Raw genomic sequence first — 14,300 nt, 5'->3', positions numbered from 1 at the left:
GTCCGGGGCAGCATTTCGGTCCTATGGGATGGTCAGGGCCTGCATCTTGTACGGAAACACCGCGCAATGGCGTATCTCCCTACTTGACCGGACGCCCACTAAGGGAAAAAGTCGAATCATGGCAAACGACGTGCAGGATATCACCGAGGACAAGACCCAGCCGCCCATGTCGGCGCTGCGGTACGAGACTCCTTTCGAGCTTTACTCGGAGATGCCGCAGGTCAAGCAGATGACCCAGCATCGCCCCCGCGACGACGAGGACAACGTCGAGTATCTCAACAGGCTGTCCGGATCGACTACACCCGAAGAGGCAGTGACCTTCACCGCCTTCGCTGCGGTGCCCGCGATGGCGATATGGTGGGGCTACGAATGCCTGCGGCTCGCCTCTGACGACATGACGGCCAGCGACCGCGAACTGATGGAACTTGTCGCCAACTGGTGCAGCTATTCCGACAACGAGAACCGTTACCGGGTGATGAGCCGCGCGCTGTATGCGTCGGTGCGCAGCCCGGCGGTGTTCCTCGGACTGGCCGTGGGCTGGTCCGGCGGGCCGATCGCGCCGAACGACTCGGCGGTGGTCCCCGCGCACCGCGCGCCCCGGGCGATCAACTCGGCCGTGCTGTCCAGCCTCGCGAGGGCCGAACTGTCGCAGCGCCCGGTGCGTCTGGCGCGGTTCATCGACCAGGCCTCGGCGCTGTTCCGCCCCTTCTGATTTTTGATCTGCCCCACTGGTTTAAGTCGGGCAAGACTGGTTAATTGAACGCGATGACACTGGTATTGCGAATCGAGAACTTCGATCAGCTGGAAAATGGCGGGCCGCTCTCGCTGCAGCTGGATGGACGCAGCGCGAGCGTGGGCCGCCGTGCGTCCATGGACTGGTCTTTGCCTGATCCGACCAAGATGATCTCGGGGCACCACTTCGACATCACCTATGAGAACGGCAATTATTACCTGACCGACGTGTCGATGAATGGCACCTTCGTCGATGGCCAGCGCCACCGGCTCGAAGGGCGTTTGCAACTGCATGGCAACGAGCGGCTGATCGTCGGGCATTACATCATCGGCGTCACCGTGCAGCAGGCCGCCCAAGAGGTCAGCCAGCCGGTGCAGGACCCCGGTCTCACGCAGGACGATCCCTGGGGGGCTTATGATCCCTCGGGCATGCAGCCCGTGTCCGGTGGTCGTGGCGGTGCGGGTCTCGACGCGCTGAATGGCGGGTTCGTGCAAGTGCAGCGCCCCGGCGGCACCGGCGGGATGAAGACCGAAACCTCGTTGCAACTGCCCATGGGTGGCGCTGCAGGTGGCGGGATCGGCATCCAGACACCCACCGGCTGGGGCCAGCCCCTGCCACCCCAGCCACAGGCCCCCGAAGAACCCTTTGTTGCCTATGTCCCGACCCTTGGTCAGGACGAACCCGCTGCACCTGCACCGCTGCCCGAGGCTTCGCGCCCCCGCACGCAGCTGTCGCAGCCGCCCTATACGCCGACCTTCGGGCAGGACGCGCCTGTTGCCGAGCCCGAGAGGCCCGAGGCCGCGCCCTACACCCCACCCGTTGAACAGGACGCTCCGTCCGCGCCCTACACGCCGACCCTTGGCCAGGACGTTGGTCGCGAGGAAACCGGAGAGGTCTCGGCCCCTCCGCAGTCCGCCATGCAGCCGCCCCAGCCGCCGCGTGCAGGGGCCTTTGCACCGTCCTTCGGCGTGCAGGGCGAGCCGACCCCGGCAGTCCCGTCGGTTCCCGTCCCTCCGGCCGCGCAGGCGCCGCACGCTGCGCCACAGCCTCCCATGCCGCAGCCGCCGATGCCCCGGCCCGTGCCGCCCATGGCGCCTTCGGCTGTTCCGACACCTCAGCCGTCTTACGCGCCGCCTCCGCCGCAGCACGAATATCCCGCGCCGCAGCCCGCCGCGATGGGGGGCGACGTGGCCCCTGCCCTGCGGGCCTTCTGCGAGGGCGCAGGGCTGGACCCCAAGTCGGTGAAGAACGAACAGGCCGTGCAGTTGATGCACATGCTGGGCAAGTGCGTCCGTATCGCGACCGAAGAGTCCATGCAGATGCTCAAGGCCCGCGCCGACGTGAAGAACTTTACCCGTGGTGGCGTGCGGACCATGCTGTCCGCCAATGCCAACAACCCGATGAAGTTCATGCCCGACAGCCAGCAGGCCTTGGAACTGATGTTCGTCGCGCCGCGCGATGGCTTCATGACCGGGGCCGATGCCTTCAAGGATGCGATGAAGGACATCCGCATCCACCAGGAAGCGGTGTTCCGCGCCCTGCAACCGGCGCTGGCCGAGGTCTTCCGTGGCCTGTCGCCCGAGGAAATCGAGGCCGCCTGTGAAAGCACCGGCGCGAACCTGCTGGGCAAGCGGTCGGGCAAGCAGTGGCCGACCTACGTGGAGCGCTGGGACCAGAAGGCGCAGGCCGGGGAACACGGTATCCTCGACGCCTTCCTTCAGGCGTTTGCAAGGGCCTACGCCGAGGCCAACAAGGGTTGATTTTAAGGACGCGCCCCGGGCCAGACCGGGGCGCTTTTTTGACGGAGCACATTCATGGATCTCGAGAAGCTGCTGACGCCGATCTCGGAGGAGGCCCCCTGTGGTCCCGACCTCGAACCCGAGGGTGATCCCGACTACGACGAAGCCTACTTCGACCGCATGGGCGAGCTGCCGGAATGGTATTTCCGGCCCGGCGTGGAAAAGCCCGACGGCTCCATGACCCCCGACCAGTTCTTCGACCCCAAGTCGGTGAACTTCCGCGAGGAATGCGGGCTGATCGACCCGATCCTCGAACGCACCCGCGACCTGCGTCTGGTGGTGCTGCGCGCCCAGTGGGCGATCCTGTCGGGCAACCTGCCAAAGTTCATCGAATGCATCGACTGGGTGGCCGGGCTGCTGGAAACCTTCGACGCGGATGTCCATCCGACCGACAGCAGCGACCGCCGCAGCGCGGTCAACGACCTGAACGACGTGAACACGGTGATGTACCCGCTGATGTTCGCGGGGCTGACACCAACGGGTGACGCCAGCCTGCGCAAGCTGAAGGTGGCGCGCGGCGAGCTGTCGCCGCTGCAATCCGAACAGGAACTGGAACAGGCGCCGATCCTCGATTCGCTGTCCTCGGCCTCCAACGCCAAGGCGGTGGAGAAGATGCTCGAACAGCTCTTGAAGCTGCGCGAGGCGTTGAACCGGATCAAGGCCGCCTGCGAGAAGAGCGCCGTGGCGAAGTTCTCGCCCGACTTCTCCCGCTTTGCGCCCACCGTGAACGAGATGATCGACGCGATCACCAACGCGCGCTCCGACCTGCTGTCCGCGGCCACCGCGGCAGAGGAGCCGGCAAGCGGCGAGGCGGGCGAGGATGACGGCGGGGCGACCTCTGGCGGTGCGGTCTTCTCGGCGGCGGCGGCTGCGGCGCAGGGGGGCGGCACGAGCGTGGTCAGCCACCTGCACGCCAAGCGGATGCTCGAGGCCTGTGAGAGCTATTACCGGCTGTACGAGCCGTCCTCGGCGACGCTGCTGATGGTGACCCAGGCGCGGTCGCTCATCGGCAAGCCGCTGCTGGAGGCGCTGGAGACCCTGCTGCCCGATCACGTCGAGGAAGCGCAGGTGAAATTCAGCCCCGCGACGGGGTTCCTCTTGGGAATCGCACGCATCCGTGAGTTGACCAACGACTACGGCGACGACCCCGCGGACCCGCTGCCCGAACCCGATCCCGGCCCCGAGGTAAGGATTACCAGCCCTGCCGAAGCAGCGGTCGCGATCCGGGCAGTCGAAGACTATTTCCGTAAAGTTGAGCGCTCCAGCCCGATTCCGACCCTGTTGTCACGTGCAAGAAGCTATCTGGACCGTGATTTTCAGTCTATAATCGAGGAGCTGATCCCGAAGGAAGAGGACTAGGTAGGTGATCACCTCCGGTTGTGCAAGTAGGGTTTTGCGGTATATCTAGAACGTTGACTTTAGGTCCGCTTGGCGGTTTGATTTTCCACAAGATTGCAGAGATGCAACAAGAATTCAGGGAGTTTTCCTCATGTCAGATTCCGGTTCCGGCTACATCAAGCGTAACCGTCCTCCGCGCGTCTCGATCCAGTATCAGGATCCGTACGAGAGCGAGAAGATGGTGGAACTGCCCTTCGTCATGGGTATGCTGTCCGACCTGTCCGGCAACAACCCGGGCGTCGAAAAAGAGGATGTGACCGAACGCACTTTCACCGGCGTGACCAAGGACACGCTGGACGACTACATGGCGTCGATCGAGCCCGGCATGGCCTTCATGGTCGAGAACAAGCTGGACCCCGAAGGCGGCAAGATGGGCGTGGACCTGAAATTCCACTCCATGGACGACCTAGAACCGACCGCCATCGCGCGGCAGGTCCCGGCGATGAAGAAGCTTCTCGAAGCACGCGAACAGCTCGCCTCGCTCCAGCGCTACATGGCGTCGAAGCCGAAGGCACAAGAGCACATCAAGAAGCTGCTGTCCGATCCCGAACTGCTGGCCGCACTGGGCGAGCAGGCCGGCAAGGACGAAGAGTAATCGGCTGGGGACGGGGACAAGATCATGGCTAACGACGCACAACTCGAACAGCAGGGCGCAGGCGCAGTCGCCGAGTCCGTAAACGAGCTGTCGGAATTCTCCGACATCCTCAAGCAGACGATCAAGCCGCGCACCGACGTGGCGGAACGCGAAGTGGACAACGCGCTGGTGACGCTGGTCCGCGAAGCGCTGAACGATCAGACCATCATCGAAGACGACGTGATCGACACGCTGGACGCGATGATCGCCAAGCTCGACCAGAAGCTGAGCGATCAGATGAACGCGATCCTCCACCAGGAGGAATTCCAGCAGTTCGAAAGCCAGTGGCGCGGTCTGGCCTACACGCTGAACAACGCCGAGACGGACGCGACGCTGCAGGTCAAGGTGCTGAACATCTCGAAATCGGAACTGGCGGCGATGACCCGTCGCTATCCCAAGAACAAGTGGGAACAGTCGCCGATCTTCCAGATGGTCTACGAACAGCAGCTGGGCACGCTGGGCGGCAAGCCCTTTGGCTGCCTCGTGGGCGACTACCACTTCGACCACAGCTCGGCCGATGTGAACATCCTGCGCTTCATGGGCCGCATCGCCGAAGCCTCGCTGGCGCCTTTCATCTCTGGCGCGTCGCCGACGCTGCTGGGCATGGACAGCTGGAACGAGATCGGCGTGCCGCCGGACCTGTCCGAGATGTTCGAGAATGCGGAATACGCGCAGTGGAACTCGCTGCGGGATTCCGAAGTGTCCCGCTTCATCGCGCTGACCCTGCCGCGTGCCCTGGCGCGTGAACCCTACGGGCCGGACTCGACCAGTGTCGTCGAGGAATTCGACTTCCGCGAGGAGACCGACGGCCACGGCGGCACCCAGTACGCCTGGATGAACGCGGCCCACGCCATGGCCACCAACATCAACCGTGCCTTCAAGGAACACGGCTGGACGGTGCGCATCCGCGGCGTGACCTCGGGTGGTGAAGTGACCAACCTGCCGACGCATGTGTTCGACACCGGCGACGGTGACAAGCAGATGAAGTGCCCGACCGAGGTGTCGATCACCGACCGTCGCGAAGGGGAACTGTCGAAGGCGGGCCTGATCGGCCTGATCCACCGCCAGAACACCGACAAGGCGGCCTTCATCGGCGCGCAGTCGCTGTACAAGCCCAAGAAATACGTGGATGACCTCGCGACGGCATCGGACAACATGTCCTCGCGCATCCCCTACATCTTCGCCGTCTCGCGTTTCAGCCATTACCTGAAGGTCATGGTGCGGGACAAGATCGGTCAGAGCCCGACCCGTGCGCAGCTCGAGATCGAATTGCAGACCTGGATCAACAAGTACGTGACAGGCAACCCTGACACCGCGACGGAATTGGAAAAGGCGAAGCGTCCGCTGGCAGGAGCAAAGGTCGAGGTCGTCGAGGACGAACTGAACCCCGGATACTACACCGGCAAGTTCTTCCTGAAGCCTCATTTTCAAATGGAAGGCATGGATATCGGCATGAGCCTCGTGTCGAAACTGCCGGCCGGCAAGTGATTGCGGCCCGCATGACGCGGGCAGCGAAACGTAACTTAATTCAGTGCCTAAAGGAGAAACACCATGGCAATTGATTGCTTTCTGAAACTCGGCAACGGCATCAAGGGCGAATGCCAGGATGCGGATCACAAGGATTGGATCGACATCCTGTCCTGGTCGTGGGCCATGTCCCAGTCCGGCACCACCCACATGGGTTCGGGCGGCGGCGGCGGCAAGGTCAACGTGAATGACATCGCTGTCACCAAGTACGTCGACGCGTCCTCGCACGACCTCATCAAGCGCTGCTGCTCGGGCGAGCACATCGCCGACGGCCACCTGATCGTCCGCAAGGCCGGTGGCTCCAAGCCGATCGACTACATGCAGATCAAGTTCAAGGACATCATCATCACGTCGTACAACACCGGCGGCATGAAGGATGGTCTGGACCGCGTTCAGGAATCGCTGACCATGAACTTCCGCATGTTCGAAGTGAAGTACACCAAGCAGAACCAGAAGGGTGCGCCGGACGGCGAATTCACCGCTGGCTGGGAAATCGCCGAGAACAAGGAGTGGAGCGCGTAAGCCTCCCCTGCCTTTACGGCATACCATTCGCGAAGGGCGGCCCCGTGCTGCCCTTCGCACCAGATTTTTCTTTTATCCTCGGGGGATGGCCGTTACGTTTCGTCGCAGAGGTCTCTACCGACCCATTGATTTCGAGAGCGTGACATGACCGCCGACGATCAGGATCTATCGACGCAGGTGACCCGCGTCTGGCGCAAGGAAGACCGCGCCAAGGTCTCGATCATGCAGATTTTCCGCAGCTACCATCATGACCGTCGCCGCCGCCAGCATGCGCAATCCGCGCAAAAGGAGGACGGCGAGACCACCGTCACCCGCCGTATCGACTTCCGCGAGGGGGTGAACGAGGACGCGCTGCGCCACCACATCGAGGCGGACCTGAGCGCGCTGATGAACACCATCCGGCTGGACGCGATCCAGCCGCTCGACAAGGCACCGCATGTGGCGAAGTCGATCCTGAACTACGGCTTCCGCGACCTGTCCAGCGTCACCCTGCGCGAGCTGCATTCCGAGAGTATCCGCAATTCCATCAAGCAATCGCTGATCGACTACGAACCGCGCCTTGTGCCCGGGTCCATCGAGGTCTCGGTCAAGCAAGGTGATGGCGGCAACAACCAGCGGATGGAGCTGTTCATCTCGGCCGATCTGATGGGCGATCCCGTTGATATTCCCATGGATTTCGACGCCGAGGTCGATCTGGGCGCGGGCAAGCTGCGCATGTCCAAGCTGAGGGTGCAGATGTGAAACAGGCCTTCCGCGACGCATACAACCGCGAGCTTGGCCTGCTGAAGGAGCGGGCGCGCGAATTCGCGCAGGAGTACCCCGGTCTGGCGGACCGTCTGGGAGGCCTGCTCGAGGAAAACATGGACCCCACGGCGCAGGCGCTGCTGGAGGGGTCGGCCTTCCTCGCCGCCAAGGTGCAGCTGAAGATGACCGAGGAGTTCAGGGGCTTCACCCGCGAGCTTCTGGACCAGCTGATGCCGGGCGTGCTGGAACCCACGCCCTCGGTGATGACCGTCCGCGCTGCCGCGCCCTACGAGGACCCCAAGATGGCGGCGGGTCTGCACTTCCGCGCGGGCGACTACATGGAGGCGCGTTACGTCGACTCGGAGAAACGCGTCTCCTGCCGTTTCGCGCTGGCCGCGCCGCTGTCGCTCTGGCCGGTGGCGCTGGCCGAGGTGCGCTACCTCTCGCGCACGGGACAGGTGGGGGCCGTGGTGCCGGAACCGGCCAAGGGCACCGTGGCGGGGATGCTGCTGGACATCGCGCGCCTTGGCGTGACGGGCAAGACCGACGACAGCGAGCCGATCGGCGAGTTGCAGGCCGATGCGTTGCAGTTCCACCTCGCCGGGCCGATGGACGAGGCGATTGCGCTCTACGAACAGATCTTCTGCGACCGGGTGAAACTGACCCTGCGCTGGCAGAACGCGCTTGGCGATGACGTCTACCAGACCCTTGCGCCGCATCAGGTGGAACAAGTGGGCTTTGACCGCAACGAGCGGCTCTTCCCGCACGACGACCGCCTGTTCGAAGGTTTTGCCCTCCTGCGCGAAACCTTTGTCTATCCGCGCAAGTTCCTTGGCTTCCGCATCAAGGGATTGAGGGACGTCTGGCCGCGCGTCCCCGGAAGCCGCGTGCAGCTGATATTCGAATTCGACACATCGAGCCAGAAGCTTGCCGCGCAGCTGTCGCTGGACGACATCCGCCTGCATTGCGCCCCTGCGGTGAACCTGTTCGAGGAAAGCGCCGCGCCGATCCGGCTGGATGACAAGGTGCATGAACACGTGGTGCAGCCGCTGTCCACGCCCGTGACCCACTACGAATTTCACCGCATCACCGAGGTTTTCGCGCATTATCGCGGTGGTCAGGGCAAGACGCGGGTCTACCCGCTGTATGCGCTGCCGGGCGACAAGGTCTCTCCGCGCCACGCTTTGTATTTCTCGACCCGCAAGAAGAAGCGCCGCATCACCGCGCAGGAGCGCAAACAGGGCATTTCGCGGTCACGCTATCGCGGGACGGAAACCTTCCTGACCCTGTACGAGCCGCCCGACGACGCGCGGGTGCAGCGCTTGCAGGTCAAGGGGATCTGTTCCAACCGTCACCTCGCCGGGGAACTGCCGATCAAGCAGGGCGAGGAAGATTTCTATTTCTGCGATGAGTCCAGCATCCGGCTGGCCTGCATCGACGGCCCGACCCCGCCGCGCGATTCACTGGCCGATCTGGAAAACAACGCGGCGCATCGGACGACCTCGGGCGATGTGTACTGGCGGCTGATCTCGCATCTGTCGCTGAATTCCTACGGCATCCTCGGCCGCAACGGCACCGACGCCGCCGACGCCCTACGCGAGATGATGCGGCTGTTCGCCGATCTTTCGGACAGCTTCATCGAGGCGCAGGTGGACGGGTTGGTGAAGGTCGAGACGCGGCAGGTCCCGGCCTCGATCCCGCACCCCGAGGGGTTCCATACGGCGCGCGGCCTCGAGGTCACGCTGACCTTTGACGAGGACGCCTTCGAGGGGTCGGGCGTGATGCTGCTGGCCTCCGTGCTGGACCGTTTCCTGGCGGAATATGCCAGCGTGAATTCCTTTACCAAGACCGTGGTGAAGACCTTGCAACGCGGCCATCTGAAGACCTGGCCGCCCCGGCTGGGCGGGGGGCGTGTGCTGTGAGTTCGGACGGCTGGGACGACGACGAAAAGACCGTCCTGTCCTGGTTGGACGGGGCCGACGGGTCCGACGGGGGCAAGCCCGCGGCGAAGAAACCCGCGCCCGCGAGGCCGTCCGAAGACGATGAAAAGACCGTGTTCCGCGCGGCGTTGCCGCTGGGTCCCGGCGCGCCGAAACCGTCCGAAGCGCCCAAGCCAAAGCTGCCGGTGGCGGAGGATGACGAACGCACCGTCTTTGGCGCGGCGCTTCCCTTGGGACCCGGGGCCACGCCCCCGAAGCCGCCCGCGACCCCTGCGGCGAAACCTGTAGCGCCTTCAACGGATGACGACGAGCGCACGGTCTTTGGTGCGGCGCTGCCCCTGGGGCCGGGGGCGGCGAAGGCCCCCGAGGCGCAGGCTGACCCGACGCCAGAACCCGAGAACGACGCCACGAATGACCCATGGGGTGACGACGGCGAAAAGACCATGATCGCGCCGCTCCCGATGCCGGGAACCGGCAGTACGCAGCCGCCGAAGCCGGTGGCGGCTGTCCCCGAGGAACCCGAGGAACGGACTGTCCTCGCCCCTCTGCCGATGCCCGGCACCGGGACGACGCGCCCGCCGCAGCCTGCCCGGAAACCGCCTGTGGCAGAGGCAGCGGACGACGAGGAAAAGACCGTCTTTGCCCCCCTGCCCTCGGCCCCGATGCCGGGAACCGGCAAGACGCAACCGCCCGCGGCCATGGAAGACGACGATGACAAGACCGTCATCGGTGCGCCGCTCGACTGGTTCGACGGGCCGACCACGCCGCCCGAGCCCCTGCCCGAGACGCAGGCCGACACGCTGCCCTCCTTTGCCGCGCTGCCCGACACGCTGCGCCTGAAATCCACCACCTCGATCCAGCGCTTTGTGCCCAAGGGGTCCTGGACGCTGGACGAGACCATCGAGCAGGCGCTCTTGGGTCACGGGCTGGAACAGGCGCTGCGCCGTGCGACGCGCCGCGCGCCGAATGGCCTGACTCCGGTGCACCGCGACGCCTTGGTCCGCGACGCCTCGCAGCGGCTGAAGCACCCTTCGGATGCGTTCCTCGACGATGGCCTGCTGACCACCTTCCGCCAACTGGTCGCCACGCGGATCAGCGATCTGGCCATGGACGAGCTGGACGTCGTGCCGGAGATGCCCGAGGGCCTCGACCCGCGCGAACAGCAGGAATGGCGCGCCCTTGGCAAAGGGCTGTTCGTGCTGCTGCGCGACATGGAACGCCGCGCCGGGGACAAGCCGCGGATCGGCAAGAACGCGCGGCTGCATGACCGCGTGGTGAAGCTGGGACAGGACCCGTTCACCTGCATCCCCGCCTCCGAGGTCGCGCGCTACGACCCGACAAAGAAAATTCCCATCGTGCGCGCCCAGTTCATGGGGTTCTTCGGTCCCTTCGGGGCTTTCCCGCTGAACTGGACCGAAGAGGTCCAGCGCTGGTTCCAGCAGGGCGACGACAGTTTCGTGGCCTTTGTCGATATCTTCACCTTCCGCTTTCAGGAGCTGTTCTTTCGCGCCTGGTCCGATGCCCGCGCGATCACCCAGTTCGACCATGCCTCGGGCGACCGGTTCGAGGATTACATGCTGTCCTTCACCGGCAACGGCACCCCGGCGATGCAGGGGCGCGACGCGGTCAGCGACACGGTCAAGGCGCGCTATTCCGGCCTTGCCGGTGGGCGGATCAAGTCGCCCACGCGCCTGCGCCAGATGCTGCAACTGCACTTCGACGGCAAGCTGCGGGTGGAGATCGAGGAACTGGTGCCCACATGGCTGAACTTCGAACCCGATACGCTGAGCCAGCTGGGGATGCAGGCCTGCGGCATGGGCATGAACATGCACCTTGGCAGCCGCGTGCGGTCGGTGGGCGAGAAGATCCGCATTCACCTCTACGTGCATTCCATCAAGAATTACTTTGACCTGCTGCCCGGCGGCTATGACCATGCGCATCTGCGGGACCTGGTGTTCTGGTATCTGGGCGAGGCCTACGAGATCGAGACGGTGATCTGGCTGCCGCAGCCGGAAATCCAGCCCGCCGTGATGGGCGTCAGCGCGCAGCTGGGCTGGATGGCCTGCCTGAAGCCGCCGAAGGGCGACCCGGACAAGATGGTGCAGGTCACGGTGTTCAAGCTTTTGCCCCCCAAGGGGGACGAGAAGGAGGCCGCGTGATGGCCGCAACAACAGGGGGCGCCTGACCGGGGGGATAATCCGGCGGGCATTTTTTTGGAAGGGACGGATTGAATGTCAGGGATTGAGATCGAGAGCTACGCTCTCAAGATGAACCAGGCGGGGTACAACGCCTTTATCCAGGGGATGCGGCAGGCGCGGGGTGACCGCAACCGCCAGATCGACCTTGTGCACTGGCTGTGGCCGGTGGTGTCGAACAAGAATTCCGACGTGTCCGTGACGCTGAACGCGCTGGGGCTGAACCGGGGGCAGGTGCTGAAGGACCTGCAAAACGCGCTGGGGAAGCTGGACAAGAACGTCACCGAGACGCCCGGCATTTCCGAGCAGTTCATCGACGCGCTGAAGCACGCGTGGACCTATGCGACGCTCTTGTTCGGGGAAAGCCAGATCCGCACCGGCCACGTGCTGACGGGCATCCTTCAGGACGACCACCTGCGCCGCCACATCATGCGCTATTCGTCGGTGTTCGGCGACATCTCGGCGGATGTGCTGGCCAAGGAAAGCCGCCGCTTGTGGGTGGATTCCGAAGAGGAAACCATGCGCCCGATGGACGGCTCGGGGCTGTCCTCGCCGTCGGCGGGCCAGCCGGGCGAGGACGATAACGGGCGCGCCGGGGCGTCGACCGCGCTGGGGCGGTTCTCGGTCGATATGACCGCCGAGGCGAAGTCGGGCAAGATGGACAAGATCGTCGGGCGAGACGATGAAATCCGCCAGATCGTCGACGTGCTGCTGCGCCGCCGCCAGAACAACCCGATCCTGACCGGCGAGGCCGGGGTGGGCAAGACCGCCGTGGTCGAGGGCTTCGCGCAGCGGCTGGCGGCGGGTGACGTGCCGCCGAACCTGCGCGGCACGCGGCTGCACATGCTGGACATTCAGGCCATGCAGGCGGGTGCGTCGATGAAGGGCGAATTCGAGCAGCGGCTGAAATCCGTCATCGACGAAGTTCAGTCCAGCCCGACCCCGATCATCCTGTTCATCGACGAGGCGCACACGCTGATCGGCGCGGGCGGCCAGGCGGGCACCGGCGACGCGGCGAACCTGCTGAAACCGGCGCTGGCGCGCGGGACGTTGCGCACCATCGCGGCGACGACATGGTCCGAGTATGCGAAATATTTCGAGAAGGACCCGGCGCTGACCCGGCGCTTCCAGCCGGTGAACGTCGAGGAACCGAGCGTCGAAAAATGCTGCTACATGCTGCGCGGCATCCTTGGCCCGATGGAGAAACACCACGGCGTGCGGATTTCCGACGAGGCGATCGTCTCTGCCGTGTCGCTGTCGCACCGCTACATCCCGGCGCGGCAACTGCCGGACAAGGCGGTCTCGCTCCTGGATACGGCCTGCGCCCGCGTCGCCGTCTCTCAGGCCGCCGTGCCCGCCCGCATCCAGGACCTGCGCGAGAAGATCGCCGCGCTTGATGTTGAAATCAAAGGAAAAATCAGCGAACGCGATCTGGGCGAGACCAACGAGGAGCGCGTCACCGAGGCCGAGTCGGAGAAGGAAAACCTGATCGCGGAACTGGCCTCGTATGAGGAGAAGTACACCGCCGAGAAGGCGCTGGTGGACAAGATCCTGCTGCTGCGCAAGGAAATCGCCGTGGCCGAGGGGCGTGACCCCGACGAGGTGATGGACAACCGTCCCGCCGAGGAAGACGTGGCCAGCGACGCCGAGGCCGAGACCGAGGGTGCCCGGATCGACCCCGAAGCCGCCCGCGCCGAGATGCGCGCCGTCATGGGGCAGCTCGACGAGGGCGACGCCGACGACCGCATGGTCTATGCCCATGTGGACAGTCAGGCGGTGGCCAGCGTCATCTCGGACTGGACGGGCATCCCCGCCGGTCGCATGGTTCAGGACGAACTGGAGGCCGTGCTGCATCTGGCCGAGCATCTGCAAGAGCGCGTCATCGGGCAGGACCACGGCCTGAAGGCCATCGCCAAGCGGATCGAGACCAACCGCGCGGGCCTGTCCAACCCGAACAAGCCCATCGGTGTCTTCATGCTGTGTGGTCCCTCCGGTGTGGGCAAGACGGAAACCGCGCTGGCACTGGCAGAGGCCATCTATGGCGGTGAGGACAACATCATCACCATCAACATGTCGGAGTATCAGGAGGCCCACACGGTCTCGCTGCTGAAAGGCGCGCCTCCGGGCTATGTCGGCCATGGCGAGGGCGGTCGTCTGACCGAGGCGGTGCGGCGCAAGCCCTACTCCGTCGTGCTGCTGGACGAGGTGGAAAAGGCCCACCCCGACGTGCACGAGCTGTTCTTCCAGGTCTTCGACAAGGGCATCATGGAGGACGGCAACGGGCGGCGCATCGACTTCAAGAACACGCTGATCCTGCTGACCTCGAACGTCGGCACCGATGTCATCATGGAGATGGCCGAGGGCGGCAACACCACCCCGGACGTCGAGGAACTGGAAACCGCGCTGAAACCCTTCCAGCTGGAGGTCTTCCCGCCCGCCCTGCTTGGCCGGATCGTGTCGATCCCGTACTTCCCGCTGGGGCCGACCGTGCTGGCCGGCATCACCAAGCTCAAGATCGGCAGCGTGGCCAAGCGTCTGAAAGGCGCACATGGCGCGACGCTGGTCTATGGCGACGAGGTCATCGACCACATCGTCGAACAGTGTCGCGACCCCGACTCCGGTGGCCGCATGATTGACAACATCATCACCAACTCCATCCTCCCCGACCTGTCCCGGCAGGTGCTGAACCGCATGGTTTCGGGCGAGGGCATGAAGGAGGTCACGGTGAAAGTGAACGACGGCAAGTTCGAATACGAGTTTGCCTGAGACGACCCGGTCGCGCCGCTGTGGCGCGGCCTCTTCCAACGG

General features: G+C 64.6%; 10 protein-coding genes. All 10 read left to right on the top strand.

Annotation, left to right across the window (positions count from 1 at the left end; translation table 11 throughout):
- The first annotated feature begins 118 nt into the window (after window positions 1–118).
- Entirely contained in the window at window positions 119–712 is a 594-nt protein-coding gene (locus ACP16H_RS17475) for a DUF6931 family protein (protein WP_425073540.1), read from the top strand.
- Between the two features lie 53 nt (window positions 713–765).
- Window positions 766–2,493, top strand: coding sequence for a type VI secretion system-associated FHA domain protein TagH (gene tagH, locus ACP16H_RS17470; RefSeq protein ID WP_425073539.1), 1,728 nt, complete (start codon window positions 766–768; stop codon window positions 2,491–2,493).
- A gap of 54 nt (window positions 2,494–2,547) precedes the next feature.
- Window positions 2,548–3,891: an ImpA family type VI secretion system protein gene (locus ACP16H_RS17465; protein ID WP_425073538.1), complete on the top strand. Its 1,344-nt coding sequence runs from the start codon at window positions 2,548–2,550 to the stop codon at window positions 3,889–3,891.
- A 130-nt stretch (window positions 3,892–4,021) separates the two neighbouring features.
- Window positions 4,022–4,525 carry a type VI secretion system contractile sheath small subunit gene (gene tssB / locus ACP16H_RS17460; RefSeq protein ID WP_425073537.1) on the top strand — a complete coding sequence of 168 codons (504 nt, stop codon included), beginning with the start codon at window positions 4,022–4,024 and terminating at the stop codon, window positions 4,523–4,525.
- 24 nt (window positions 4,526–4,549) lie between these two features.
- Entirely contained in the window at window positions 4,550–6,052 is a 1,503-nt protein-coding gene (tssC, locus tag ACP16H_RS17455) for a type VI secretion system contractile sheath large subunit (protein WP_425073536.1), read from the top strand.
- A gap of 63 nt (window positions 6,053–6,115) precedes the next feature.
- Window positions 6,116–6,613 (top strand): Hcp family type VI secretion system effector, encoded by a 498-nt coding sequence (locus tag ACP16H_RS17450; RefSeq protein ID WP_425073535.1) that lies wholly within the window; start codon window positions 6,116–6,118, stop codon window positions 6,611–6,613.
- A 144-nt stretch (window positions 6,614–6,757) separates the two neighbouring features.
- Window positions 6,758–7,354, top strand: a complete 597-nt coding sequence (gene tssE / locus ACP16H_RS17445) for a type VI secretion system baseplate subunit TssE (protein ID WP_425073534.1) — start codon at window positions 6,758–6,760, stop codon at window positions 7,352–7,354.
- Window positions 7,351–9,279, top strand: a complete 1,929-nt coding sequence (gene tssF / locus ACP16H_RS17440) for a type VI secretion system baseplate subunit TssF (protein WP_425073533.1) — start codon at window positions 7,351–7,353, stop codon at window positions 9,277–9,279. Before tssE ends, tssF begins: the two co-directional genes overlap by 4 nt.
- Complete coding sequence (gene tssG / locus ACP16H_RS17435) at window positions 9,276–11,456, top strand: type VI secretion system baseplate subunit TssG (protein WP_425073532.1); 2,181 nt, start codon at window positions 9,276–9,278, stop codon at window positions 11,454–11,456. The genes tssF and tssG overlap by 4 nt, the downstream gene beginning before the upstream one ends.
- A 72-nt stretch (window positions 11,457–11,528) precedes the next feature.
- A complete protein-coding gene (tssH, locus tag ACP16H_RS17430) occupies window positions 11,529–14,258 on the top strand; it encodes a type VI secretion system ATPase TssH (RefSeq protein ID WP_425073531.1) in 2,730 nt (909 codons plus the stop codon).
- Window positions 14,259–14,300: the final 42 nt, after the last annotated feature.

The organism is Sagittula sp. S175 (assembly GCF_049800975.1).
GTDB lineage: Bacteria > Pseudomonadota > Alphaproteobacteria > Rhodobacterales > Rhodobacteraceae > Sagittula.
Note: the sequence above shows the minus strand (reverse complement) of the source record. Positions and strands in the feature narration are given on the sequence as shown.